The sequence below is a fragment of the Kosakonia sp. ML.JS2a genome (assembly GCF_025642095.1).
GTDB lineage: Bacteria > Pseudomonadota > Gammaproteobacteria > Enterobacterales > Enterobacteriaceae.
The window spans coordinates 1,287,396-1,314,395 of the sequence record NZ_CP106754.1; the positions used below are offsets into that span (position 1 = coordinate 1,287,396).

Below are 27,000 nucleotides of genomic sequence, written 5' to 3' on the forward strand. Positions count from 1 at the left end.
GGGAGGAGTTATGCGTCTGGATCGTCTTACTAATAAATTCCAGCTTGCTCTTGCCGATGCCCAGTCGCTCGCACTGGGGCAAGACAACCAATTCATCGAACCTCTTCATTTAATGAGCGCCTTGCTGAATCAGGAAGGGGGTTCGATTCATCCTTTATTAACCTCTGCTGGCGTGAATGCTGGCCAGTTACGTACCGCTATTGAACAGGCGTTAAGCCGTTTACCGCAGGTGGAAGGCACCGGCGGCGATGTGCAGCCTTCTCAGGATCTGGTCCGTGTGCTTAATCTTTGCGACAAGCTGGCGCAAAAGCGGGGTGACAATTTTATTTCGTCAGAACTTTTCGTTCTGGCTGCGCTGGATTCACGTGGCACGCTAACCGATTTGCTTAAATCCGCTGGTGCAACAACGGCCAATGTGACTCAGGCGATAGATCAAATGCGTGGGGGAGAAAACGTGAACGATCAAGGGGCCGAAGATCAACGTCAGGCCTTGAAAAAATTCACCGTCGATCTGACCGAGCGCGCTGAACAAGGCAAGCTCGATCCAGTCATCGGCCGTGATGAAGAGATCCGCCGTACTATTCAGGTACTGCAACGCCGGACGAAAAACAACCCGGTATTAATTGGTGAACCAGGTGTCGGTAAGACTGCCATTGTTGAAGGTTTGGCGCAGCGTATTGTCAATGGCGAAGTACCGGAAGGGCTGAAAGGTCGTCGCGTGCTTTCGCTGGACATGGGCGCGCTTGTTGCCGGGGCAAAATACCGCGGTGAGTTTGAAGAGCGTCTCAAAGGCGTGCTTAACGATCTGGCGAAACAAGAAGGCAACGTCATCCTGTTTATTGACGAACTGCACACCATGGTGGGGGCGGGGAAAGCCGACGGGGCGATGGATGCCGGTAACATGTTAAAACCTGCGCTGGCGCGTGGCGAACTTCATTGCGTCGGGGCAACCACACTGGATGAATATCGCCAGTTTATTGAAAAGGATGCTGCGCTGGAACGTCGTTTCCAGAAAGTACTGGTCGCAGAGCCAACGGTGGAAGATACCATTGCCATTCTGCGTGGTCTGAAAGAGCGTTATGAATTGCATCACCACGTGCAGATCACCGACCCGGCGATTGTTGCGGCGGCAACGCTGTCACACCGTTATATTGCCGATCGCCAGTTGCCGGACAAAGCCATTGACCTGATTGATGAAGCTGCATCAAGTATTCGTATGCAGATTGACTCGAAACCGGAAGAGCTGGACCGTCTTGATCGCCGTATTATTCAGCTCAAGCTGGAACAGCGGGCGCTGATGAAAGAGTCAGATGAAGCCAGTAAAAAGCGTCTCGAAATGCTGAATGAAGAGCTGGAAGATAAAGAACGCCAGTATTCGACATTAGAAGAAGAGTGGAAAGCCGAAAAGGCGTCGCTCTCCGGAACGCAGACCATCAAATCGGAGCTGGAACAGGCGAAAATTGCGATGGAGCAGGCACGCCGTAATGGTGACCTGGGACGCATGTCGGAATTGCAGTACGGTAAAATTCCCGAACTGGAAAAACAGCTGGCGGCAGCCACGCAGACGGAAGGCAAAACGATGCGTCTGTTACGTAACCGTGTAACCGATGTGGAAATTGCCGACGTGCTGGCGCGTTGGACCGGTATTCCGGTGGCGCGGATGATGGAAGGCGAACGTGAAAAACTGCTGCGCATGGAGCACGATCTTCATCATCGTGTGATTGGCCAGGATGAAGCCGTGGAAGCCGTTTCGAATGCCATCCGCCGTAGCCGTGCCGGGTTGTCGGATCCTAATCGTCCGATTGGCTCGTTCCTGTTCCTTGGGCCAACCGGGGTGGGTAAAACCGAGCTGTGCAAATCGCTGGCGAACTTTATGTTCGACAGTGACGATGCGATGGTGCGTATCGATATGTCCGAGTTTATGGAGAAACACTCTGTCTCACGTCTGGTGGGGGCGCCTCCGGGATATGTCGGCTACGAAGAGGGCGGTTATCTGACTGAAGCGGTGCGTCGTCGTCCTTACTCCGTCATCCTGCTGGATGAAGTGGAAAAAGCGCACCCGGATGTGTTCAACATCTTATTGCAGGTGTTAGACGACGGGCGTTTGACGGATGGGCAAGGCAGAACCGTGGATTTCCGTAATACGGTGGTCATTATGACATCTAACCTGGGTTCTGACCTGATTCAGGAGCGTTTTGGCGATCTTGATTATGGGCATATGAAAGAGCTGGTGTTGGGTGTTGTTAGCCAGAGTTTCCGTCCGGAATTCATCAACCGTATTGATGAAGTGGTGGTGTTTCATCCTCTGGGTGAAAAACATATTGCTTCTATTGCGCAGATCCAACTGCAACGTTTGTACAAGCGTCTGGAAGAGCGTGGTTATACGGTGACGATTTCTGACGAAGCGTTGAAACTTCTGAGTGAGAATGGTTACGATCCGGTGTATGGGGCACGTCCACTGAAACGTGCCATCCAGCAGCAAATCGAGAACCCGCTTGCACAGCAAATTCTCTCCGGTGAGCTGATTCCGGGAAAAGCGGTTCAACTGGTAGTAAAAAACGATCATATTGTGGCAGTGCAGTAAGTCACAAATATAAGAAAACGGGCCCTGCGGGGCTCGTTTTTGTTTAAAAACCAAGCGAAAATTCACTTTTGGCAGTGGTTTTGCCTGGAAAGTGAGCGAACGGGAACTTTTTTTAAATTAGGGGTTGTCAGCCGGAATTAACTCCCTATAATGCGCCTCCACTGACACGGCACAACGGCAAACACACCGGCCTGTCAGGCGAAGAAATCTGAAAATATTCAGTTGACTTCGCAGCGGGAAAGCGTAATATGCACACCCCGCGCCGCAGTGAAAACGCAGCGGCACTGCTCTTTAACAATTTATCAGACAATCTGTGTGGGCACTCAAAGTGACATGGATTCTTAACGTCTCAGGACGCTAAATGAATACCAAGTCTCACGAGTGAACACGTAATTCATTACGAAGTTTAATTCGGTGAGCATCAAACTTTTAAATTGAAGAGTTTGATCATGGCTCAGATTGAACGCTGGCGGCAGGCCTAACACATGCAAGTCGGACGGTAGCACAGAGGAGCTTGCTCCTCGGGTGACGAGTGGCGGACGGGTGAGTAATGTCTGGGAAACTGCCTGATGGAGGGGGATAACTACTGGAAACGGTAGCTAATACCGCATAACGTCGCAAGACCAAAGAGGGGGACCTTCGGGCCTCTTGCCATCAGATGTGCCCAGATGGGATTAGCTAGTAGGTGGGGTAACGGCTCACCTAGGCGACGATCCCTAGCTGGTCTGAGAGGATGACCAGCCACACTGGAACTGAGACACGGTCCAGACTCCTACGGGAGGCAGCAGTGGGGAATATTGCACAATGGGCGCAAGCCTGATGCAGCCATGCCGCGTGTATGAAGAAGGCCTTCGGGTTGTAAAGTACTTTCAGCGGGGAGGAAGGTGTTGTGGTTAATAACCACAGCAATTGACGTTACCCGCAGAAGAAGCACCGGCTAACTCCGTGCCAGCAGCCGCGGTAATACGGAGGGTGCAAGCGTTAATCGGAATTACTGGGCGTAAAGCGCACGCAGGCGGTCTGTCAAGTCGGATGTGAAATCCCCGGGCTCAACCTGGGAACTGCATTCGAAACTGGCAGGCTGGAGTCTCGTAGAGGGAGGTAGAATTCCAGGTGTAGCGGTGAAATGCGTAGAGATCTGGAGGAATACCGGTGGCGAAGGCGGCCTCCTGGACGAAGACTGACGCTCAGGTGCGAAAGCGTGGGGAGCAAACAGGATTAGATACCCTGGTAGTCCACGCTGTAAACGATGTCGATTTGGAGGTTGTGCCCTTGAGGCGTGGCTTCCGGAGCTAACGCGTTAAATCGACCGCCTGGGGAGTACGGCCGCAAGGTTAAAACTCAAATGAATTGACGGGGGCCCGCACAAGCGGTGGAGCATGTGGTTTAATTCGATGCAACGCGAAGAACCTTACCTGGTCTTGACATCCACAGAAGTTTCCAGAGATGGGAACGTGCCTTCGGGAACTGTGAGACAGGTGCTGCATGGCTGTCGTCAGCTCGTGTTGTGAAATGTTGGGTTAAGTCCCGCAACGAGCGCAACCCTTATCCTTTGTTGCCAGCGGTCCGGCCGGGAACTCAAAGGAGACTGCCAGTGATAAACTGGAGGAAGGTGGGGATGACGTCAAGTCATCATGGCCCTTACGACCAGGGCTACACACGTGCTACAATGGCGCATACAAAGAGAAGCGACCTCGCGAGAGCAAGCGGACCTCATAAAGTGCGTCGTAGTCCGGATTGGAGTCTGCAACTCGACTCCATGAAGTCGGAATCGCTAGTAATCGTGGATCAGAATGCCACGGTGAATACGTTCCCGGGCCTTGTACACACCGCCCGTCACACCATGGGAGTGGGTTGCAAAAGAAGTAGGTAGCTTAACCTTCGGGAGGGCGCTTACCACTTTGTGATTCATGACTGGGGTGAAGTCGTAACAAGGTAACCGTAGGGGAACCTGCGGTTGGATCACCTCCTTACCTTAAAGAACCTGCCTTTGCAGTGCTCACACAGATTGTCTGATGAAAAGAAAGAAGCAAGGCGTCTTGCGATTGAGACTTCAGTGTCCCCTTCGTCTAGAGGCCCAGGACACCGCCCTTTCACGGCGGTAACAGGGGTTCGAATCCCCTAGGGGACGCCACGCGTTAACTGATGAGGTCAAACCTCCAGGGGACGCCACTTGCTGGTTTGTGAGTGAAAGTCACCGGCCGATGTATCTCAAAACTGACTCACGAGTCATGTTTGAGATATTTGCTCTTTAAAAATCTGGATCAAGCTGAAAATTGAAACACAGAACAGTGCGAACTGTTCTGCGAGTCTCTCAAATTTTCACAACTGATGATGGATCGCAAGAAACATCTTCGGGTTGTGAGGTTAAGCGACCAAGCGTACACGGTGGATGCCCTGGCAGTCAGAGGCGATGAAGGACGTGCTAATCTGCGAAAAGCGCCGGTAAGGTGATATGAACCGTTATAACCGGCGATGTCCGAATGGGGAAACCCAGTGTGACTCGTCACACTATCATTAACTGAATCCATAGGTTAATGAGGCGAACCGGGGGAACTGAAACATCTAAGTACCCCGAGGAAAAGAAATCAACCGAGATTCCCCCAGTAGCGGCGAGCGAACGGGGAGGAGCCCAGAGCCAGAATCAGCTTGTGTGTTAGTGGAAGCGTCTGGAAAGTCGCGCGATACAGGGTGACAGCCCCGTACACAAAAATGCACAGGTTGTGAGCTCGATGAGTAGGGCGGGACACGTGGTATCCTGTCTGAATATGGGGGGACCATCCTCCAAGGCTAAATACTCCTGACTGACCGATAGTGAACCAGTACCGTGAGGGAAAGGCGAAAAGAACCCCGGCGAGGGGAGTGAAAAAGAACCTGAAACCGTGTACGTACAAGCAGTGGGAGCACCCTTTGGGGTGTGACTGCGTACCTTTTGTATAATGGGTCAGCGACTTATATTCTGTAGCAAGGTTAACCGAATAGGGGAGCCGAAGGGAAACCGAGTCTTAACTGGGCGTTAAGTTGCAGGGTATAGACCCGAAACCCGGTGATCTAGCCATGGGCAGGTTGAAGGTTGGGTAACACTAACTGGAGGACCGAACCGACTAATGTTGAAAAATTAGCGGATGACTTGTGGCTGGGGGTGAAAGGCCAATCAAACCGGGAGATAGCTGGTTCTCCCCGAAAGCTATTTAGGTAGCGCCTCGTGAATTCATCTCCGGGGGTAGAGCACTGTTTCGGCTAGGGGGCCATCCCGGCTTACCAACCCGATGCAAACTGCGAATACCGGAGAATGTTATCACGGGAGACACACGGCGGGTGCTAACGTCCGTCGTGAAGAGGGAAACAACCCAGACCGCCAGCTAAGGTCCCAAAGTCATGGTTAAGTGGGAAACGATGTGGGAAGGCCCAGACAGCCAGGATGTTGGCTTAGAAGCAGCCATCATTTAAAGAAAGCGTAATAGCTCACTGGTCGAGTCGGCCTGCGCGGAAGATGTAACGGGGCTAAACCATGCACCGAAGCTGCGGCAGCGACACTATGTGTTGTTGGGTAGGGGAGCGTTCTGTAAGCCTGTGAAGGTGTGCTGTGAGGCATGCTGGAGGTATCAGAAGTGCGAATGCTGACATAAGTAACGATAAAGCGGGTGAAAAGCCCGCTCGCCGGAAGACCAAGGGTTCCTGTCCAACGTTAATCGGGGCAGGGTGAGTCGACCCCTAAGGCGAGGCCGAAAGGCGTAGTCGATGGGAAACAGGTTAATATTCCTGTACTTGGTGTTACTGCGAAGGGGGGACGGAGAAGGCTATGTCATCCGGGCGACGGTTGTCCCGGTTTAAGCGTGCAGGTGTGTGCTCCAGGCAAATCCGGAGCGCTTTAACACTGAGGCGTGATGACGAGGCACTACGGTGCTGAAGTGACAAATGCCCTGCTTCCAGGAAAAGCCTCTAAGCATCAGGTAACACGAAATCGTACCCCAAACCGACACAGGTGGTCAGGTAGAGAATACCAAGGCGCTTGAGAGAACTCGGGTGAAGGAACTAGGCAAAATGGTGCCGTAACTTCGGGAGAAGGCACGCTGATGCGTAGGTGAAGTGACTTGCTCACGGAGCTGAAATCAGTCGAAGATACCAGCTGGCTGCAACTGTTTATTAAAAACACAGCACTGTGCAAACACGAAAGTGGACGTATACGGTGTGACGCCTGCCCGGTGCCGGAAGGTTAATTGATGGGGTTATCCGTAAGGAGAAGCTCTTGATCGAAGCCCCGGTAAACGGCGGCCGTAACTATAACGGTCCTAAGGTAGCGAAATTCCTTGTCGGGTAAGTTCCGACCTGCACGAATGGCGTAATGATGGCCAGGCTGTCTCCACCCGAGACTCAGTGAAATTGAACTCGCTGTGAAGATGCAGTGTACCCGCGGCAAGACGGAAAGACCCCGTGAACCTTTACTATAGCTTGACACTGAACATTGAGCCTTGATGTGTAGGATAGGTGGGAGGCTTTGAAGCGTGGACGCCAGTCTGCGTGGAGCCAACCTTGAAATACCACCCTTTAATGTTTGATGTTCTAACGTGGACCCGTAATCCGGGTTGCGGACAGTGTCTGGTGGGTAGTTTGACTGGGGCGGTCTCCTCCTAAAGCGTAACGGAGGAGCACGAAGGTCAGCTAATCCTGGTCGGACATCAGGAGGTTAGTGCAATGGCATAAGCTGGCTTGACTGCGAGCGTGACGGCGCGAGCAGGTGCGAAAGCAGGTCATAGTGATCCGGTGGTTCTGAATGGAAGGGCCATCGCTCAACGGATAAAAGGTACTCCGGGGATAACAGGCTGATACCGCCCAAGAGTTCATATCGACGGCGGTGTTTGGCACCTCGATGTCGGCTCATCACATCCTGGGGCTGAAGTAGGTCCCAAGGGTATGGCTGTTCGCCATTTAAAGTGGTACGCGAGCTGGGTTTAGAACGTCGTGAGACAGTTCGGTCCCTATCTGCCGTGGGCGCTGGAGAATTGAGGGGGGCTGCTCCTAGTACGAGAGGACCGGAGTGGACGCATCACTGGTGTTCGGGTTGTCATGCCAATGGCACTGCCCGGTAGCTAAATGCGGAAGAGATAAGTGCTGAAAGCATCTAAGCACGAAACTTGCCCCGAGATGAGTTCTCCCTGAGACCTTGAGTCTCCTGAAGGAACGTTGAAGACGACGACGTTGATAGGCCGGGTGTGTAAGCGCAGCGATGCGTTGAGCTAACCGGTACTAATGAACCGTGAGGCTTAACCTTACAACGCCGAAGATGTTTTGGCGTGAGAGACGCGATAATCAGCTTGATACAGATGATGTCAGGGCGCGTGTGCGGTCTGATAAACAGAATTTGCCTGGCGGCACTAGCGCGGTGGTCCCACCTGACCCCATGCCGAACTCAGAAGTGAAACGCCGTAGCGCCGATGGTAGTGTGGGGTCTCCCCATGCGAGAGTAGGGAACTGCCAGGCATCAAATAAAGCAGAAGGCCCAGTCGAAAGACTGGGCCTTTTGCTATTCACCTCACCAGGCTATATTCTGAATTCCTTACCCAGCTAAGCGAAAATGTGACTTGTCTCACTAATTGATTATAACAAATATGCAACATTTTGGTTTTTGCATATCAGTGAGTTAAGGATGCTTACTCCGTACACCTCACCACGTGCACATCTCATCAATAGCTCGGGCAGGAGTATCATCACAATGGCTGAAAGCAGTATGACAACACGTGAGTCGCTCACCAGCAGCGATACCCGGCGTCGGGTATGGGCGATCATTGGTGCCTCATCAGGTAACTTGGTGGAATGGTTTGACTTCTATGTTTATTCCTTTTGCTCTCTCTACTTCGCACATATTTTTTTCCCCGCCGGAAACACCACCACTCAATTACTGCAAACAGCAGGTGTATTCGCCGCAGGTTTTCTGATGCGACCCATTGGCGGCTGGTTGTTTGGTCGCATCGCTGACCGGCACGGTCGTAAAAAATCCATGCTGATTTCAGTGTGCATGATGTGCCTGGGATCGCTGGTGATCGCCTGCCTACCGGGCTATGAAACCATTGGTACCTGGGCACCGGCATTACTGTTGCTGGCACGCCTGTTTCAGGGATTGTCAGTGGGGGGAGAATACGGAACCAGTGCAACTTACATGAGCGAAGTGGCAGTTGAAGGACGGAAAGGCTTTTACGCCTCGTTTCAGTACGTCACTCTGATCGGTGGGCAGTTACTGGCATTGTTGGTTGTTGTGATACTGCAGCAGGTCCTGGAAGACGAAGCGCTTCGCGCTTGGGGTTGGCGTATTCCCTTTGCTCTCGGGGCTGCTCTGGCTATCGTCGCTCTGTGGTTGCGTCGCCAGTTGGATGAAACCTCGCAGCAGGAAGTGCGCGCGCTAAAAGAAGCGGGTTCGCTAAAAGGGCTATGGCGCAATCGTAAAGCCTTCATTATGGTGCTCGGTTTTACGGCTGGGGGCTCATTAACGTTCTATACATTCACAACTTATATGCAGAAGTACCTGGTGAACACTGCCGGAATGCATGCCAACGTCGCCAGCGTGATTATGACGGTCGCGCTGTTTGTCTTTATGCTGATCCAGCCGCTTATTGGTGCCCTGTCTGATCGGATTGGCCGCCGCACCTCGATGCTGCTTTTTGGTGGTCTTGCCACGTTGTGCACGGTACCAATCCTCAGTGCACTGCACAGCGTAACGTCCCCGTATGCTGCATTCGCCCTGGTTATGCTGGCTCTGGTGATCGCCAGTTTCTATACCTCGATCAGCGGGATCCTGAAAGCTGAAATGTTCCCTGCGCAGGTTCGCGCGCTGGGCGTCGGCTTATCCTATGCGGTGGCGAATGCACTCTTTGGTGGTTCGGCAGAATATGTTGCGCTGTCACTGAAATCGATCGGTTTTGAAACGGCTTTCTTCTGGTATGTCACCGTCATGGGAGCGTTAGCATTCTTGGTCTCTTTGATGCTACACCGTAAAGGGAAAGGTATTCGTCTTTAATGTCTGGCCAGTTGCCACACGGTGTAACCCGTTGTGGCGCCAGCAACATCCCAGGCGAAATCTTTCCAGCTCCAGCCGCTCCCCGCCGGGCGGCTGTCCCACAACTCTTTTGATGCCCCCAGGCTAACAGAAAACATCAGCCCAAACATTGCGCTTCGATCGCGGCTGATCCCCTGATGTTGTGCGACTTCATTACCCGCAGCAGAGAGCATAGCGGAGCCGAGGAAATGCTGTGCTTTATCCTGCCCGCTCCAGTTGTCGTTCGCCATATGGCTACATCCCGTCAACAGCAGTGCACCGATCAGCACAGTATATTTCATTCGCGAAGCCTGAAAAAAAAGCCCCGTGCGATGACGGGGCCTCGGTTTAAAGAATACGACTGATTAACTTGTCGATACGGATACGGCGTAACCGGCGAATCAGCTTACGCACTTTTACCGGATAGTCGGCAATGCTTTGCAGATCGCGATAGTGGTTAACGACTGTGGTATGCGTGCGAATAAGCTCCAGCTCTTTATCACGCTGCGCTGCCAGCTCGTGTTTTGGATCGTGGATCAGCACCGCGTTTTCGAGATCGAGTCGCCATGCGCGCGGGTTCAGGTTATTACCCGTCAGCAGGATCCACTCATCATCAACCCACATGCCTTTCAGGTGGTAACTATTATCGTCATCTTTCCACAGACGTACCACCAACTGCTCGGTATTCACATAGTACTGCAGTCGGCTCAGGAAACGGCGCAGGTTAATCTCATAAAGGTAAGGCAGCGCACCGATGATTTTAAATGGCTGATCTTCAGGGATAAAAAAGTCATTGGCAGTTTTGTCGCCAACAATAATCTCGACTTTTTTGCCTTCACGCAGCAGTTGAATGATATTGCGCACCAGTACCGCAGGCAGATTGAAGTACGGCGTACAAATGGTCAGTTTGTGTTCCGCACACGGCATCAGGTGAAAGATCGTTTTATTCAGCAGGCTGGATTTTCCCAGTCCGACCAACGGTGTTACCGAGAGCTGCTCGTTATCGGCATCGCCCTGAAAATGAAACGTGGCATCCCGCAGTTCCTGACGAAACTGGCGAATATCGTTTTTGATTTCCGGGCTTTTCGGGCGTTGAGGATTGTCCAGGCGATTCACGCCGCGCCCCTGCACCAGGTTCTGAACTACCCAGTTTTGCATGACATCGGCCATCTGCGGATTGCGGATAAGCTGATAGCGATCGTAACGGTATTTATCGTGCTGATGCAGGTAAACATCATTGAGGCTGGCGCCACTGTAGAGCACGCAGTCATCAATAATAAACCCTTTAAAGTGGAGTACGCCAAGCGCTTCACGGGTATTTACCGGTACACCGTAAACGGGAATCGACACGCCGGCGTTTTCTTGCGCCATGCGACAATACCAGTCGGCATTCGTGTTTGACGCTGCGGCGCCGATGCGACCGCGCTGGGCGCGATGCCAGTCGACAAGCACGCACACATCCAGTTCCGGACGTTGGCGTTTTGCTTCATACAGTGCGTTCAGAATTCCTTTCCCACCATCATCCTGTTCAAGATACAGGGCAATGATATAGATTCGGTGCGTTGCGCTGGCTATCCTGGCAAGCAGCGTTTCTCTGAAATCTGCGGGTGAGTAGAAAAAGGCTACATCATCCGCTGACTGAGAAATCTTGGGTAGTTGGGCAAGGTGTTGTTGATGTTTATTACGCTTAAATTTTGACAACATCACAGTGCGTTTCTTCTCTGTTTATTGAAGGGTCTTCTGTACCATGTCAGACGACATAAGCGGACAATAATAACACCGAGCCCGCTAAAGTGGTCAACATTTCCAGTACCTTACTCAGGATTCTTCCGTCTGCGTCAGAGGGAGCGACAAGCCCACAATCCCATCTTCCAGCTGAACATCGACATCAAATCCCAGTTTTCGCGCCAGCGTTACCATGCCGCGATTATTCGGCATAGTAATACCATTCAAGCGCTTAAGTCCGTGATCTCGCGTATAACTGATCAGCTTTTCCAGCAGACGCCGCCCAAGACCCAGCCCCTTCAAATCAGAGCGTACCAGCACGGCGAATTCCGCATCGATGTTATCCGGATCGGAGATTGCACGCGTAACGCCAAGGATCTCTTCGCCTTCATTCGTACGACGCACTGCAACAAATGCCATTTCCCGATCGTAGTCGATTTGCGTCATATTCGCTAAATCATCATGGGTAAATTCGTTGATCTCGCTGAAATAGCGGTAATAGAGATCCTCTTTGGTGACCTGCGCGATAAATTGCTGTAAGTGCGGCTCATCTTCAGGAAGAATCGGGCGGAACAGGCACTGTTCGCCGTTTTTCATTTCCACCTGCTCTTCCAGATGTTGCGGATAAGGGCGAATGGCAAGACGTGTTTCTCCGTTGCCCTCAAAAGGGGCGACGGTCATGGTGACATCCAGCGCGATAAACTCGCTGCCGGACGCCAGCAACGGGTGGATATCAAGGCGCTCAATCTCCGGGCAATCAACAATCAGGTTCGAAACCTGCGCTAAAAACTGGCTCAGACCCGCGATGTCGAGTGTGCGTAATGCGCTTCGCCCGCGGATCTTCTTGTTCTTGATTGCCTGAATCACCAGATACCGTGCCAGATTCATATTCAACGGAGGCAGCGCGACAGCCGCCTGATCTTCCGCCCGCCATTCCACACCGCCTTCGCCCAACATAATTAACGGACCAAACACCGGATCCTGCTCAACCACCACGCGGAGCTCCTGCGCTCCCGCACGGTTTGCCATGCTCTGCACCTGCAAACCGTGAATGCGAGCCTGTGGCCAGTTCATTTTCACACGATCGATAATGGCATCGGCAGCCTGTTGCACCTCTTTGGCGGTACGCAAATAGAGCATCACCCCCTGAACTTCCGATTTATGCGGAATATCCGGAGAACGGAGTTTTAAGGCCACCGGGTAACCGATTTTCTCGGCAATATGCACCGCTTCCGCGCTGTCACCTGCAATCCAGGTTGGTAAAGTCTGTAAACCCCAGGCGCGCAAAATAGGTTGTACTTCATGGGTGTCGAGCGTCGTGGCCCCATCGGCGATAGCCTGACGCAGCAGCTGATAGGCCTCGGCGGTATCGGCCGTCTGGCTGAGCGAGATAGCGGGCGTTTCGCGCAACTGCTTCTGGTTCCGGCGGTACTCCACCATATGCATAAACGCCGTGATAGCGCCTTCTGGCGTGCGGTAGGTCGGCAGCCCGGCTTCGCTGAACAGACGGCGCGCATCCTGCGATGAGAACTCACCGCACCAGTTGGTCAGGACGGTGACATACTTTCCGCGTGGGTGCTTTTTCAGGGCGTCGATCAGCGCCTGCGCGCTTTCGCTGCCGGGCGCTGTCGCACTGGGTGAGTGGATCACCATCAGGGCATCGTAATCCTGGCTCTCCAGCAAAACCGTCAGCGCGGAGACATAGCGTTCGTTACTGGCGTCGTCACGCAAATCCAGCGGGTTGCCCACATTGACATATTCCGGCAATACCGCGCGAAGCTGCGCCAGTGTTTCCTCACTCAGTGTTGCCAGCTTGCCGTTACGTGACCATAGCTCATCGAGCGCCAGCGCCGCCGGGGCCGCGCCATTACTGATAATCATCAAACGCTCACCACGCAGCGGGCGCATATGGCTGAGCGTCTCGACAGCGGAAAACAACTCATGCGTATCTTGTACCCGCAACAACCCCGCACGCTGGATAGCCGCATCCCAGGCTGGATCAAGCCCTGCATGTGCATGCAGTAAGCGTTGTGCAGCCGGGCTTCGCCCGCTTTTAATCACCAGAATAGGCTTATTACGGGATGCGCTACGCGCAGCGGAGACAAAACGCCGGGCATCGCTAAGATGCTCCAGATAGAGCAGGATCGCACTGGTTTTACTGTCCCGTGCGAGGAAATCCAGCAGCTCATCGACATCGATATCCAGGCTATCGCCGAGGGCAATAAAGTAGGAGAACCCCATTTCCCGCTGCTGCGCCCAGTCCAGAATGGTATTAGAAACCGCGGCGGACTGGGAAATAAATGCCAGTTTGCCGCGCGTAATCGGCACCGGAGAAAAACTGGCGTTCAGCCCTTGCCATGGGGCCAGCAGACCCAGGCTATTTGGACCCAGTAGCCGCATCTGATAGCGGCTGGCGCAGGCGAGTAAGTCGGCATGCTGCTCAGGTGGAGCAGAAAGAATAATGCAGGTTTTACACCCTTTTTGCCCGAGCGCGTCGAGCAGATCGAGGTTGCGCCGGGCGTGAGTACACAGCACCGCGAGGTCAGGCGTAAAAGGCAGGCTGGCAATATCCGGCCAGGCCAGAACACCGAGCACCGCTTTATATGCAGGGGTAACCGGCAACACCGGCCCGGCAAAACCGCCGGCCAACAGATTGCGCATCATCAGAAAACCGGCGCGATCCGGTTTCATGGATGCGCCCACCACGGCGATCGATTTGGGACGCAATAACGCTTCCAGCCCTCGTTGGCTCATACCGGCCTCCTGAAAAGAGTGACCTGATGATATTAAACGCTTTCTGCTTCGTTTGCTGTGATGGCGGATGGATGATGCGGTTTACCCGCGAGGTAACGTTCGCGGAACAGGCTGAAATGGTCCCCCAGCGCTTGCGCGGCGACATTGTCATTCGCCAGGTCCAATAAAGCGATCGCCACTTCTGCGGTGCAATATTGATCGTCAGCATGTGCTTCACGCAAGCGATAGGCCGAAACCCGCGACAGATCCACAGAAATGACCGGTAGTGCATCCAGATAAGGGCTTTTGCGGAACATTTTACGCGCTTCTGTCCAGGTGCCGTCCAGCATAATAAACAGCGGAGGTTTACCTGCAGGCGGCGCGCTCAGCACCTGGCGTTCACTGCCTGCATAAGAGGAAGGAAAGACCACCATGGGCTGATATTCGTCGCTGGCGCAGAGATCGATCAGCGCCTGTGGCGGCTCGGTGCGCGACCACTGAAACGCCAGGGTTTCAGGCAGAATATCGGCAATCAGACGCCCGGTATTACTGGGTTTCATCGGTTCGGTATCAAACATTACCAGGCAAAAACGGCTACGGGCAGCCGCTGGTTTGAGGGTATCGCACAGGCATTGTCGCAGTGGCAACAGGCAGCGCTGACAGCGTCGGATACGGTTACCACGCGCCAGAAACGGGCGAGTGGCGCGGGCAAGGCGCTCAGCGCGAAGTTGAAGAACGGCGTTATCAGTCATCAGGATTGCACAGGAAAAACGCCATTGTCGCAGAGGTCAAAACGGGGCACAAGATGCGCCCCGACAGGATCAGAGTGATTCGTTGAGCCAGTTATCAAACGGTGCTTTTGGCATTGCGCCGCTCAGCATGTCGACCACTTCACCTTTTTTGAACAACATGATGGTAGGAATACTACGAATGCGGAAACGTGCGCTCAGTTCACGTTCGGCTTCGGTATTCACTTTGACAAAACGCACTTTACCGCTGCGCTCTTCCGCGACATCTTCAAAAATAGGCGCAAAGTTACGGCACGGGCCGCACCAGGGTGCCCAGAAATCCACCACCACGGGCAGATCGTCTTTCAGCAGTTTATCCAGCGTTTCGCCAGTGGCATTAATGACATCGCCATCGAACAGCTCATGTCCACAGCGCCCGCATTTCGCGCCGTCGTTCATTCTGTCCTCAGGAATGCGGTTCAATGCCTGGCAGCTTGCACATACGGTATTCATAACTAACCTCAGGGAAGCGGTGGTACAAAGCGGCTTTTCGCCGGTATGTTTCTTCAATGTTACATATTATTAATAAGAAGGTTTCAAACGACAATGCGATTTATTCAATGAGTACAATAGTCGATAGCTTTTGTACGAAGTAATGGCTAAGCGCAAGGACATCAGGTAATCTGCGCGCTTCGCGCAGCGCTGGTGGAGAAAAGCATGAACGACGAAAGTAACAACAAAAGCGGCAAGGTCAAAGTGATGTATGTCCGCAGTGATGATGATTCCGATAAACGTGGCTATAACCCGCGCACCGGGAAAGGGCCAGCGCGTTCGGGATCGTCTCGTGCAGACGGAGGCCGTCGCCCCGCCCGTGATGACAGAAGCCGTTCTCAACGTGATGACCGTGGTGGTCGCCCACCGCGTGACGATAGAAGCCGTCCACCACGCGAAGATTTTAGCCGTCAGAGTGATTCACCCTGGCGCACCGTTTCCCGCGCACCGGGTGATGAAACGCCGGAAAAACCGGATCACGGCGGGATCAGCGGTAAAAGCTTTATCGATCCGGAAGTACTGCGTCGCCAGCGTGCAGAAGAGACACGCGTATATGGCGAAAATGCCTGCCAGGCGCTGTTCAGCAGTCGTCCGGATTCCATCGTTCGCGCCTGGTTTGTGCAGAGCGTAACGCCGCGCTTTAAAGAAGCGCTGCGCTGGATGGCGGCAAACCGCAAAGCTTATCACGTGGTTGATGACGCTGAGCTGGCGAAAGCCTCCGGTACTGAACACCATGGTGGCGTGTGCTTCCTGATCAAAAAACGCAATGGTTTGAGCGTAGAGAAATGGGTCGCCAGCGCAGGTGCAGAAGATTGCGTACTGGCGCTGGAAGATGTGGGTAACCCGCATAACCTAGGCGCGATTATGCGTAGCTGCGCGCACTTTGGTGTGAAAGGCGTGGTGCTGCAGGATGCGGCAGTGATCGAGTCCGGCGCGGCTGTGCGTACGGCGGAAGGCGGTGCGGAGCACGTTCAGGCGATCACGGGCGACAGCTTTGTTGATGCGCTGGAAGCGTTCCGCCAGGCCGGTTATGCGCTGGTGACCACCTCCAGCCATAACGGTACGCCGCTGTTTAAGGCTGAACTGCCGAAGAAAATGGTGCTGGTGTTAGGGCAGGAGCGTGACGGGTTGTCTGATGCGACATTGTCCCGTGCCGATCTCAGCGTATCCATTGACGGTACTGGCAACGTTGAAAGCCTCAACGTTTCTGTGGCAACCGGTGTGTTGCTGGCCGAATGGTGGCGTCAGAACAAAGCGTAATCACGCAAACAGCAGTCCGGGTAAGCGTACCCGGCAAAAAGGCCCGGTGGCGTCTGCGCTTACCGGGCCTGCTACATTCTGGTTTACTCACTTTCTGCCGGTAGTTTAGGCACCCAGTCTATCTGCGCTTCCCCATGTTGTTCCAGCCACTGATTCGCCAGTACAAAATGATTGCAGCCAAAAAAGCCGCGATGCGCGGAGAGCGGTGAGGGATGCGGCGCTTTCAACACATGGTGACGCTTTGTGTCGATAATCGCGCCTTTCTTCTGCGCGTGTGAACCCCAGAGTAAAAAGACGACGCCCTCACGATGTTCGTTGATCAGGCTGATGACTTTATCGGTAAAGGTTTCCCAGCCCAGGCTGGCGTGAGAGTGCGCCTGGCCCGCACGCACGGTTAGCACCGTGTTGAGTAGCAACACGCCCTGGCGCGCCCAGCTTTCAAGGTAGCCGTGTTCCGGGCGGACAAAACCCGGCAGCGTTTTTTCCAGCTCTTTATACATATTCAGCAGAGAGGGCGGGATCGCGATGCCAGGCAGTACCGAGAAGGCAAGTCCGTGTGCTTGCCCCGGGCCATGGTATGGGTCCTGGCCAAGGATCACCACTTTGACATCGCCAAGCTCGGTAAAGCGAAAAGCATTGAACACATCTTTTTGCGGTGGGTAGATGGTCATCCCGGAATGACGCTCAGTTGCGACGGTGCTCAGGGTATTAATAAAGTACGGCTGCTGTTTTTCATCGGCCAGCACGTCATGCCATGTTAAAGAAGTGGTCATCCCGCTCTCCTGCGAAGTTCGTTCCCTTTAGCTTAACTGCTTCTTTCCCCGGAACAAAATTCCCCGCCGCTTTCTGTGCCCTGTCTGTAAAATTTTTTTAAAATTTACAAAAATTTTAAGATGATGCAAATGGCGTAACTTGATATAAAACAAGAATATCCAGCTATCACCATTTTTACAGTGTGGTTTTTATTGATTTTAATCAAAGAATACAGGTTTCCGGACTGGTATATAAACAATCAGACAACAATGGTTTTACCAATTGGCCGGAAAATGTTCCGGTGAAATCAAATATTGCGCCCATGGGAGGCTATTCATGATTACTGGTATCCAGATTACTAAAGCTGCAAATGACAACCTGCTGAACTCGTTCTGGCTGCTCGATAACGAAAAAGGTGAAGCTCGCTGCGTATGTGCAAAAGCTGGCTATGCTGAAGATGAAGTGGTTGCCGTTAGCAAGCTCGGCAATATCGAATACCGTGAAATTCCGATGGAAGTGAAACCTGAAGTTCGTGTGGAAGGTGGTCAGCACCTGAACGTGAACGTACTGCGTCGTGAAACGCTGCTCGATGCCGTTGAAAACCCGGATAAATACCCGCAGCTCACCATTCGTGTATCAGGTTACGCAGTGCGTTTTAACTCTTTGACTCCAGAACAGCAGCGCGACGTTATTGCTCGTACTTTTACTGAAAGCCTGTAATTTCAGGCAGTGATAAAAACGCCGGGAAACCCCGGCGTTTTTTTATTCTTCTGTATTCTTCTGTTCAGTCGCTGTGGCGCTTGGCTTGCGGCGCTTACCGATGTTTTTGGTATCGCGATGGCGTTGCTTCACGCGCGGCTTCTCTTTTTCTTTCTCTTTTTTCTTCTCTTCACGCTTCGCCAGCGCTTTTTTCGACGGCTTGCCTTTCAGCTTCTCGCTCGGCGTGCGGGTTTTCGCCCGCAGCTCATCAATCACACGCGCTTTCAGCGGCTCTTCAATGTAGCGGCCAATTTTACCCAGTAACAGGTGATCGTGCGCTTCTACCAGTGAAATTGCGGTACCCTTACGGCCCGCACGACCGGTACGACCGATGCGGTGCAGATAGGTGTCGCCGCTGCGCGGCATATCGAAGTTAAAGACGTGGCTGACATCCGGAATATCAATCCCGCGTGCTGCAACATCGGTGGCAACCAGCACATTGACGCGACCATCGGTCAAACGTTTGATGGCTTCGTTACGCTTAACCTGAACCATCTCGCCTTCGAGATAACAGTTATTGATGCCTGCTTCACGCAGCCAGTTTGCCAGCTCATGCACTCGTTCGCGTTTGCGAACAAACACAATAGAGCGACTTACTTCAGGCTGGTTTAACAGGTGTACCAGCAGAGCGGTTTTATGCGCCACATCGTCGGCGCGATAGTACCACTGGTGAATTTTCTTGCGCTCGCGGGTGGACGGCGTCGCGGAGACTTCCACCGGGTCTTCCAGCAAGCGTTCGGCGAAATCTTTGATCGCGTCACCTTCCAGCGTGGCGGAGAACAGCATGGTTTGCTTACGCCAGCGCGTTTCGCCAGCGATATGTTCGATATCCTGCGCGAAACCCATGTCCAGCATACGGTCTGCTTCATCAAGGATCAGCGTTTCGACTGCCCGGCAGTCAAAGTTCTCTTCTTTAATGTATTGCAGCAGACGGCCGGTGGTGGCGACCACGATATCCTGGTTTTCGCTGAAGACTTCAGCGTGGTTCATATACGCCACGCCACCGGTGATGGTGGCGATATCCAGGTGCGTATTTGCCGCCAGCTCGCGGGCGTGATCGGCAACCTGCATTGCCAGCTCACGGGTTGGCGTCAGGATCAGAATACGCGGCGGGCCAGATTTCTTACGCGGAAAGTCCAGAAGGTGCTGCAACGCAGGCAGCAGATATGCCGCCGTTTTACCGGTGCCGGTAGGCGCGGAACCGAGGACATCACGCCCTTCAAGCGCAGGCGGAATAGCGGCAGCCTGGATGGCGGTCGGGCGTGTAAAGCCTTTGCTCTGGAGCGCGTCCAGCAGGCTGTCGTCAAGTTCGAGTTCGGAAAAAGTCGTTACAGTCATGATCTACCTCTGTGTGGGGCGCTGATTATAGACGTTACGGCTGCAATCTTCATCTGTTGTCTGCTTATCGCTTTTCCAGGTCTTCGCTTTCCCCTATGCTACACCTGTTTTCCGTATTGAGGTTGTAGAGATGTCCCAGCCAAAGGCTCAGTTTCGCCGTGATGGCTTCACGTTCAAAGAATTCTTTGTTGCACATGACCGTTGCGCCATGAAAGTCGGCACCGATGGCGTGATGTTAGGTGCATGGTCTCCGGTATCGAATGCCCGGCATATGCTGGATATCGGCACAGGCAGCGGCTTATTGGCGCTGATGCTGGCTCAGCGTACGCCACCGACTGTGATGATCGATGCGGTTGAGCTGGACGAGCAGGCGGCTGCGCAGGCGCAGGAAAACGTGCAGGCCTCGCCGTGGTCCGGACGTATAACTGTGCACACTGCCGACATTCGCCAGTGGAGCAACGAGAATACCGTTCGCTACGATCTGATCGTCAGCAATCCCCCCTATTTTGAGGAAGGCGTAAAATGCGCAACGCCTGAGCGCGATCGTGCACGCTACACCACCACGCTTGATCACCTGGCTCTGCTGGAGATTGCCGCGACGCTGATTACCGAAGAGGGCTATTTCTGCGTAGTGTTGCCGGTGGACGCGGGCGATGCGTTCACCGGCAAAGCGCAGAGCATTGGCTGGCATCTGCGTTTGCGTACGGATGTCGCCGAGACGGAGGGGCGTCTGCCGCATCGCGTGTTACTGGCATTCTCTCCGCGTCCGGGTGAGTTTTTTGCCGACCGTCTGGTGATCCGCGGGCCGGATCAGCGCTACTCCGAGAGCTATACCGCGCTGACACAGGCTTTCTACATGTTTATGTAACCGCGCGGCGAAAGCACCGTTGGGCCGGAATCGGGCAGTAAATCCGGGTAGTCCAGCGTGTAATGCAGTCCACGGCTCTCTTTGCGTTCCATTGCGCAGCGCACAATCAGCTCTGCTACCTGCACCAGGTTGCGTAATTCAAGCAGATTATTGGAAACGCGGAAATTGGCGTAGTACTCGTCAATTTCCTGCTGTAACAATGTGATACGACGCAGTGCGCGTTCCAGTCGCTTGGTAGTACGGACGATGCCAACATAATCCCACATAAACAGGCGTAGCTCGTGCCAGTTATGTTGCAGGATCACGCGCTCGTCAGCGTCGTCAACGCGGCTCTCATCCCATGCTGGTAATTCAGGTGCAGCGTGAATATCCGGCATCCTGTGGGAAATATCTTCCGCTGCTGACCAGCCATAGACCAGACATTCAAGCAGTGAGTTTGATGCCATGCGGTTTGCACCGTGCAGCCCGGAATAACTCACTTCCCCGACGGCGTATAACCCGTCCACATCGGTACGCCCGCGATCGTCGATCATCACCCCGCCGCAGGTATAGTGCGCGGCAGGTACGATCGGTATCGGTTCTTTCGTCAGGTCGAGCCCCAGACCGAGCAGCTTTTCATAAATCATCGGGAAATGCTGACGGACAAACGCTTCCGGCTTATGGCTGATGTCGAGATACATGCAGTCCACACCAAGGCGCTTCATTTCATGATCGATGGCGCGCGCCACGATATCACGTGGCGCCAGCTCGCCTCGCGCATCAAAATCCGGCATAAAGCGGGAGCCATCCGGGCGTTTCAGATACGCGCCTTCGCCGCGCAGCGCTTCCGTTAGCAGGAAATTGCGCGCTTGTGGGTGGAACAGCGCCGTGGGGTGAAACTGGTTAAACTCCAGGTTTGCGACCCGACAACCGGCGCGCCAGGCCATGGCGATGCCATCGCCGGAAGCAATATCCGGATTGGTGGTGTACTGGTACACCTTGGATGCGCCGCCGGTCGCCAGTACGACGGCTTTAGCCTGACAGGTTTCGACTTGTTCTTTATTCCGGTTCCACACCCATGCCCCGACGACGCGGCGGGCGCCAGGCAGACCGATTTTGTCCGAAATAATCAGGTCTACGGCGTTACAGCGTTCCAGTATGCGAATATTGGGGTGATTGATGGCCTGATTGACCAGTGTGTTTTCGACTTCTTTTCCGGTGGCGTCGGCGGCGTGAAGGATCCTGCGGTGACTATGCCCGCCTTCGCGGGTCAGGTGATAACCCGGCTCGCCGTTGGCCGTCATCTCGGTATCAAATAACACACCCTGATCGATAAGCCACTGTACACACTGGCGCGCATTCCCGGCGACAAACTCTGCCGCATGGCGATCGACAATGCCGGCACCGGCAATCAACGTGTCTTCGACATGGGATTCAATGCTGTCCGTTTCATCGAAGACCGCGGCAATGCCCCCTTGCGCATAGAAGGTGGAGCCTTCGCTGATCGGTCCTTTGCTGAGGACGATAACGCGATGCTGCGCGGCAAGACGCAATGCCACAGAGAGACCTGCCGCACCGCTGCCAATGACCAGTACATCACAAGAGAATTCAGGCGTCGTTTTCATAGCTTGTGTTTAATTTACTAAACAATGTCCGGTCAGCATAGCACTATGAGAGGCGAGCAGGCACTGTTTTTTTGGTTTTTGTATTAAGCACTAAACAATGTATAACGAGGCATGATGAGAGGCTGGGAAGGGCAAACCAAGATCTGATTGTTAGTAAGCGCTTATTAGTGATGAAAAAAAAGCGATTTTGCGATACTCTCTGGCGATCTTAAGGTCTTTTCTTTGAGAAAATACAGTGTGCAGGGTTTGTAGACTTATAATGAGTGATAATGAAAAGTCTGTAGAACGATGCACAAAAACAAAGGCGTAACGGAACTTTATCACGAACCTGCTCTCTAATTGGCTGCTTGCTCATAGATTGCAGTATTGGAGTGGCGTTTCTGGATACGCGTGGAAATTGGTTTTGGGGAGATTTTACCTCGGATGAGCGAGCAGTTAACGGATCAGGTCCTTGTCGAAAGGGTACAGAAAGGAGAACAGAAAGCGTTCAACTTACTGGTGGTGCGCTACCAGCATAAAGTGGCGAGTCTGGTTTCCCGTTATGTTCCTTCCGGAGATGTGCCTGATGTCGTACAAGAGTCATTTATAAAGGCCTATCGCGCGCTTGATTCGTTCAGGGGAGATAGTGCTTTTTATACCTGGCTGTACCGTATTGCCGTTAACACGGCCAAAAACTACCTGGTTGCCCAAGGGCGCAGGCCGCCATCCAGCGATGTGGATGCCATTGATGCAGAAAACTTCGAAAGTGGCGGTGCACTGAAAGAAATTTCGAACCCTGAGAACTTAATGTTGTCAGAAGAACTGAGACAAATAGTTTTCCGTACTATTGAGTCGCTCCCGGAAGATTTACGCATGGCAATTACGTTGCGGGAGCTGGATGGCATGAGCTATGAAGAAATTGCGGCCATCATGGATTGCCCGGTAGGTACCGTTCGTTCACGTATCTTCCGTGCGCGGGAAGCTATTGATAATAAAGTTCAACCGCTTATCAGGCGTTGACGATAGCGGGATACTGAAAAAGGTATTAGGCATGCAGAAAGAAAAACTTTCCGCTTTAATGGATGGTGAAACGCTGGATAATGAGCTGCTCGCGGAGCTGTCTCAGGATCCACAATTGCAGCAAACATGGGCAAGCTATCACCTTATCCGCGATGCAATGCGCGGTGATACCGCCGATGTCATCCATTTCGATATCTCAGCCCGAGTCATGGCCGCGATTGAGAATGACGCCGTTCAACCGACCGCGCCATTGATTCCCGAAGCGCAACCCGCCCCGCACCAGTGGCAGAAAATGCCGTTCTGGCATAAGGTTCGCCCGTGGGCAAGCCAGCTTACCCAAATGGGCGTGGCTGCATGCGTATCGCTTGCTGTAATTGTTGGCGTTCAGCACTATAATGGTTCGGCTGAATCAACCCAGCAGCCCGAAGGCCCGGTGTTTAACACACTGCCGATGATGGGCAAAGCCAGTCCGGTCAGTCTGGGTGTTCCGTCTGATGCGACCGCAACCGCCGGTCAGCAACAGCAAGCGCAGGAGCAGCGCCGTCGTATCAATGCAATGCTGCAGGACTACGAACTGCAACGCCGCCTGCATGCAGAACAACTTCAGTTTGAGCAGGCGCAAACGCAGCAGGCTGCTGTGCAGGTGCCAGGAAATCAAACTTTAGGAACGCAATCGCAGTAATGAAGCAACTTTGGTGTGCCATGTCTTTTGTGGCTGCTGGTCTGTTCTTCTCTGCTAACGCCTCGGCTGATGTATCGTCCGGGGCGTTGTTGCAGCAAATGAACGTGGCGAGTCAGTCGCTCAACTACGAACTGTCTTTTATCAGCATCAATAAGCAGGGAGTGGAGTCGTTACGCTACCGCCATGCGCGTCTGAACGACCAGCCTCTGGCTCAAATGCTGCAAATGGACGGCCCACGCCGCGAAGTGGTGCAGCGCGGTAATGAGATCAGCTACTTTGAGCCGGGTCTTGAGCCGTTTACGCTGAACGGCAACTACATTGTCGATTCACTACCCACGCTGGTTTATACCGATTTTAAACGTCTCTCTTCCTACTATGATTTCATTTCCGTAGGACGTACGCGCATTGCCGACAGACTGTGTGAGGTCATCCGCGTCGTGGCGCGTGACGGCACCCGTTACAGTTACATCGTCTGGATGGATTCGGAAACGCGCCTGCCAATGCGCGTCGACTTGCTCGATCGTGATGGCGAAACCCTCGAACAGTTCCGTGTGATCGCGTTTTCCGTGAATGCTCAGGTTGCAAACAACATGCAAACGCTGGCGAAAGCCAGTTTACCGCCTCTGCTTTCGGTTCCTGCGGGAGATAAAGTCGACTTTAACTGGGCGCCATCCTGGTTACCTGAAGGGTTTAACGAGGTGGCCAGCAGCCGTCGCCAGTTACCAACGGTGGATGTTCCCGTCGAATCACGCCTTTATTCCGACGGTTTATTTAGCTTCTCGATTAACGTAAACCGCGCAAACCAGAACAGTACCGATCAGGTTCTGCGCACCGGTCGCCGCACGGTTAGCACCACGGTTCGCGACAATGCCGAAATTACCATCGTAGGCGAACTCCCTCCGCAAACCGCAAAACGTATTGCGGATAGCCTCAAATTCAAGGCTGCACAATGATCAAAGAGTGGGCTACCGTCGTTTCATGGCGTAACGGTGAAGCATTAGTTGAATGCGACGTCAAAGCCTCCTGCAGCAGCTGCGCCTCCCGCGCGGGCTGCGGTAGCCGCGTGTTGAATAAGTTAGGCCCGCAGACCAGCCATACCATCGCCGTTCCCAGCGCCGAGCCGCTGGTGGCCGGGCAAAAAGTTGAACTTGGCATTGCTGAAGCCAGTTTGCTGGGATCGGCGGTGTTGGTGTATATGTCGCCGCTGGTTGGGTTGTTTGTCATGGGCGCCATTTTCCAGGCACTGTTTGGTCACGATCTTGCGGCGCTGTGCGGCGCGGTGCTCGGCGGGGTGGGCGGCTTTTTACTGGCGCGAGGACTTTCACCCAAACTGGCTTCCCGCAGCGAATGGCAACCCATCATCATTAGCGTAGGTTTACCTCCGAACCTCGTTCGCGTCGACGATGCTTCCACGGAAAGCCGCCCGTAATTTCACTGTTGCAACGGTGAAAAAAGCGGCTTTTTTCTTGCTGGTATGAGCATTTCCCCGCATTGCGGTTGTAGTGTAGAATGCGGCGTTTAAGTACATTTGACGTCAGGCGCGAACAGGCCTCTTAGTTACTCGTAAGGCATAAAATCTCACTATATGAAGAATATTCGTAACTTTTCGATCATCGCTCACATCGACCACGGTAAGTCGACGCTGTCTGACCGTATTATCCAGATTTGCGGTGGTCTTTCCGATCGCGAAATGGAAGCCCAGGTGCTGGACTCCATGGACCTTGAGCGCGAACGCGGTATTACCATCAAAGCCCAGAGTGTAACGCTGGACTACAAAGCCCTTAATGGCGAAACCTACCAACTGAACTTTATCGACACCCCTGGGCACGTTGACTTCTCCTATGAGGTCTCCCGCTCGCTGGCCGCGTGTGAAGGCGCGCTGCTGGTGGTGGATGCGGGTCAGGGCGTGGAAGCGCAGACGCTGGCGAACTGCTATACCGCCATCGAGATGGATCTGGAAGTGGTGCCGGTACTGAACAAAATCGACCTGCCAGCCGCCGATCCTGAGCGCGTCGCAGAAGAGATTGAAGATATCGTCGGCATCGACGCGACAGACGCAGTGCGCTGTTCGGCGAAAACCGGTGTTGGCGTGCCGGATGTGCTGGAGCGTCTGGTGCGGGACATTCCGCCGCCGGAAGGCGATCCGGACGCGCCGCTGCAGGCGCTGATCATCGACTCCTGGTTCGATAACTACCTGGGCGTGGTATCACTGGTGCGTATCAAAAACGGCACCATGCGCAAAGGCGACAAAATTAAGGTTATGAGCACCGGCCAGGTATACAACGCTGACCGTCTCGGCATCTTTACGCCGAAACAGGTTGATCGTACTGAGCTTAAGTGTGGCGAAGTGGGTTGGTTGGTCTGTGCGATTAAAGACATTCTCGGCGCACCCGTCGGGGATACGCTGACCTCTGCACGTAACCCGGCGGACAAAGCTCTGCCAGGGTTCAAAAAGGTGAAACCGCAGGTGTATGCGGGTCTGTTCCCGGTCAGCTCTGACGACTACGAAAACTTCCGTGATGCGCTCGGCAAACTGAGCCTGAACGATGCATCCCTGTTCTACGAACCGGAAAGCTCTACTGCGCTGGGCTTCGGCTTCCGCTGCGGCTTCCTCGGTCTGTTGCATATGGAGATCATTCAGGAACGCCTGGAGCGTGAATACGATCTGGATCTGATCACCACTGCGCCGACCGTCGTGTATGAAGTGCAAACCACGAACAAAGAAGTGGTGTACGTCGACAGTCCGTCCAAGCTGCCGCCGCTGAACAATATTGAAGAGCTGCGCGAACCGATTGCTGAATGCCACATGCTGCTGCCGCAGGAGTATCTGGGTAACGTTATTACGCTGTGCGTGGAAAAACGCGGTGTGCAAACCAACATGGTTTATCACGGCAACCAGGTGGCGCTGACTTATGAAATCCCAATGGCGGAAGTGGTGCTGGACTTCTTCGACCGTCTGAAATCAACCTCGCGTGGCTATGCGTCGCTGGATTACAACTTCAAACGTTTCCAGGCGTCTAACATGGTGCGCGTGGATGTGCTGATCAACGGCGAGCGTGTCGATGCGCTGGCGCTGATCACCCATAATGAAAATGCACCGTACCGTGGCCGTGAGCTGGTGGAGAAGATGAAAGATCTGATCCCTCGCCAGCAGTTTGATATCGCGATTCAGGCGGCTATCGGCAACCACATTATTGCCCGCTCGACGGTAAAACAGCTGCGTAAAAACGTACTGGCGAAATGCTATGGCGGTGACGTCAGCCGTAAGAAAAAGCTGCTGCAGAAACAGAAAGAAGGTAAGAAACGCATGAAGCAGGTCGGCAACGTCGAACTGCCGCAGGAAGCGTTCCTCGCCATTCTGCACGTAGGCAAAGAGAGCAAATAA

At 53.6% G+C, this 27,000-nt stretch carries 18 protein-coding genes, 1 tRNA gene and 3 rRNA genes; 14 read left to right on the forward strand and 8 right to left on the reverse strand.

Going from position 1 to position 27,000, the window contains the following annotated elements; translation table 11 throughout:
- Nucleotides 1–10: 10 nt before the first annotated feature.
- The 6 genes from clpB to N7922_RS06370 all read left to right on the forward strand — a co-directional run bounded on the left by clpB (nt 11) and on the right by N7922_RS06370 (nt 9,596).
- Nucleotides 11–2,584: an ATP-dependent chaperone ClpB gene (gene clpB, locus N7922_RS06345; RefSeq protein ID WP_263099746.1), complete on the forward strand. Its 2,574-nt coding sequence runs from the start codon at nt 11–13 to the stop codon at nt 2,582–2,584.
- A gap of 431 nt (nt 2,585–3,015) precedes the next feature.
- Nucleotides 3,016–4,557, forward strand: a 16S ribosomal RNA gene (locus N7922_RS06350).
- An 85-nt stretch (nt 4,558–4,642) separates the two neighbouring features.
- Nucleotides 4,643–4,718: transfer RNA gene (locus tag N7922_RS06355), tRNA-Glu, on the forward strand.
- A gap of 231 nt (nt 4,719–4,949) precedes the next feature.
- Nucleotides 4,950–7,856, forward strand: a 23S ribosomal RNA gene (locus N7922_RS06360).
- A 93-nt stretch (nt 7,857–7,949) separates the two neighbouring features.
- Nucleotides 7,950–8,065, forward strand: a 5S ribosomal RNA gene (gene rrf / locus N7922_RS06365).
- Together the 16S, 23S and 5S rRNA genes with 1 tRNA gene alongside form the textbook arrangement of a ribosomal RNA operon.
- 232 nt (nt 8,066–8,297) lie before the next feature.
- Nucleotides 8,298–9,596 (forward strand): MFS transporter, encoded by a 1,299-nt coding sequence (locus N7922_RS06370; protein WP_263099747.1) that lies wholly within the window; start codon nt 8,298–8,300, stop codon nt 9,594–9,596.
- On the opposite strand, the gene N7922_RS06375 is transcribed toward N7922_RS06370, so the two are convergent.
- The 5 genes from N7922_RS06375 to trxC all read right to left on the reverse strand — a co-directional run bounded on the left by N7922_RS06375 (nt 9,593) and on the right by trxC (nt 15,313).
- A complete protein-coding gene (locus N7922_RS06375; RefSeq protein ID WP_263099748.1) occupies nt 9,593–9,916 on the reverse strand; it encodes a YfiM family lipoprotein in 324 nt (107 codons plus the stop codon). The two genes, N7922_RS06370 and N7922_RS06375, sit on opposite strands and share 4 nt — an antisense overlap.
- Before the next feature lie 46 nt (nt 9,917–9,962).
- Nucleotides 9,963–11,318, reverse strand: a complete 1,356-nt coding sequence (pssA, locus tag N7922_RS06380; RefSeq protein ID WP_263099749.1) for a CDP-diacylglycerol--serine O-phosphatidyltransferase — start codon at nt 11,316–11,318, stop codon at nt 9,963–9,965.
- Nucleotides 11,319–11,432: 114 nt separating this feature from the next.
- Entirely contained in the window at nt 11,433–14,093 is a 2,661-nt protein-coding gene (locus N7922_RS06385) for a bifunctional acetate--CoA ligase family protein/GNAT family N-acetyltransferase (RefSeq protein WP_263099750.1), read from the reverse strand.
- A gap of 32 nt (nt 14,094–14,125) precedes the next feature.
- Nucleotides 14,126–14,824 (reverse strand): tRNA-uridine aminocarboxypropyltransferase, encoded by a 699-nt coding sequence (locus N7922_RS06390; RefSeq protein ID WP_263099751.1) that lies wholly within the window; start codon nt 14,822–14,824, stop codon nt 14,126–14,128.
- Nucleotides 14,825–14,893: 69 nt separating this feature from the next.
- Nucleotides 14,894–15,313, reverse strand: coding sequence for a thioredoxin TrxC (gene trxC / locus N7922_RS06395; RefSeq protein ID WP_061493632.1), 420 nt, complete (start codon nt 15,311–15,313; stop codon nt 14,894–14,896).
- 204 nt (nt 15,314–15,517) lie between these two features.
- Between trxC and N7922_RS06400 the strand changes: the two genes are divergently transcribed.
- Nucleotides 15,518–16,612 carry a tRNA/rRNA methyltransferase gene (locus N7922_RS06400; RefSeq protein WP_263099752.1) on the forward strand — a complete coding sequence of 365 codons (1,095 nt, stop codon included), beginning with the start codon at nt 15,518–15,520 and terminating at the stop codon, nt 16,610–16,612.
- An 83-nt stretch (nt 16,613–16,695) separates the two neighbouring features.
- Here N7922_RS06400 and ung read toward each other — a convergent pair whose 3' ends face one another.
- Entirely contained in the window at nt 16,696–17,385 is a 690-nt protein-coding gene (gene ung, locus N7922_RS06405; RefSeq protein WP_263099753.1) for a uracil-DNA glycosylase, read from the reverse strand.
- Between the two features lie 316 nt (nt 17,386–17,701).
- Here ung and grcA point away from each other — a divergent pair, with 316 nt between their 5' ends.
- Nucleotides 17,702–18,085, forward strand: a complete 384-nt coding sequence (grcA, locus tag N7922_RS06410) for an autonomous glycyl radical cofactor GrcA (RefSeq protein ID WP_061493639.1) — start codon at nt 17,702–17,704, stop codon at nt 18,083–18,085.
- A 42-nt stretch (nt 18,086–18,127) separates the two neighbouring features.
- Here grcA and srmB read toward each other — a convergent pair whose 3' ends face one another.
- Nucleotides 18,128–19,462 carry an ATP-dependent RNA helicase SrmB gene (srmB, locus tag N7922_RS06415; RefSeq protein WP_263099754.1) on the reverse strand — a complete coding sequence of 445 codons (1,335 nt, stop codon included), beginning with the start codon at nt 19,460–19,462 and terminating at the stop codon, nt 18,128–18,130.
- Between the two features lie 130 nt (nt 19,463–19,592).
- Between srmB and trmN the strand changes: the two genes are divergently transcribed.
- Nucleotides 19,593–20,330: a tRNA(1)(Val) (adenine(37)-N(6))-methyltransferase TrmN gene (gene trmN / locus N7922_RS06420; protein ID WP_263099755.1), complete on the forward strand. Its 738-nt coding sequence runs from the start codon at nt 19,593–19,595 to the stop codon at nt 20,328–20,330.
- Here the strand turns inward: trmN and nadB are convergent.
- Nucleotides 20,315–21,934 (reverse strand): L-aspartate oxidase, encoded by a 1,620-nt coding sequence (gene nadB, locus N7922_RS06425; RefSeq protein WP_263099756.1) that lies wholly within the window; start codon nt 21,932–21,934, stop codon nt 20,315–20,317. The two genes, trmN and nadB, sit on opposite strands and share 16 nt — an antisense overlap.
- Nucleotides 21,935–22,357: 423 nt before the next feature.
- On the opposite strand from nadB, the gene rpoE reads away from it, so the two are divergent.
- The 5 genes from rpoE (at nt 22,358) to lepA (ending at nt 27,000) form a co-directional block, all read left to right on the forward strand.
- The gene (rpoE, locus tag N7922_RS06430) at nt 22,358–22,933 is read left to right on the forward strand and encodes an RNA polymerase sigma factor RpoE (RefSeq protein ID WP_263100847.1); all 576 of its coding nucleotides are present in this window, start codon (nt 22,358–22,360) and stop codon (nt 22,931–22,933) included.
- 31 nt (nt 22,934–22,964) lie between these two features.
- Nucleotides 22,965–23,615 carry an anti-sigma-E factor RseA gene (gene rseA, locus N7922_RS06435; RefSeq protein ID WP_263099757.1) on the forward strand — a complete coding sequence of 217 codons (651 nt, stop codon included), beginning with the start codon at nt 22,965–22,967 and terminating at the stop codon, nt 23,613–23,615.
- Complete coding sequence (rseB, locus tag N7922_RS06440) at nt 23,615–24,568, forward strand: sigma-E factor regulatory protein RseB (protein ID WP_263099758.1); 954 nt, start codon at nt 23,615–23,617, stop codon at nt 24,566–24,568. The genes rseA and rseB overlap by 1 nt, the downstream gene beginning before the upstream one ends.
- Complete coding sequence (gene rseC / locus N7922_RS06445) at nt 24,565–25,044, forward strand: SoxR-reducing system protein RseC (protein WP_263099759.1); 480 nt, start codon at nt 24,565–24,567, stop codon at nt 25,042–25,044. Before rseB ends, rseC begins: the two co-directional genes overlap by 4 nt.
- Nucleotides 25,045–25,200: 156 nt before the next feature.
- Entirely contained in the window at nt 25,201–27,000 is a 1,800-nt protein-coding gene (lepA, locus tag N7922_RS06450) for a translation elongation factor 4 (protein WP_061493654.1), read from the forward strand.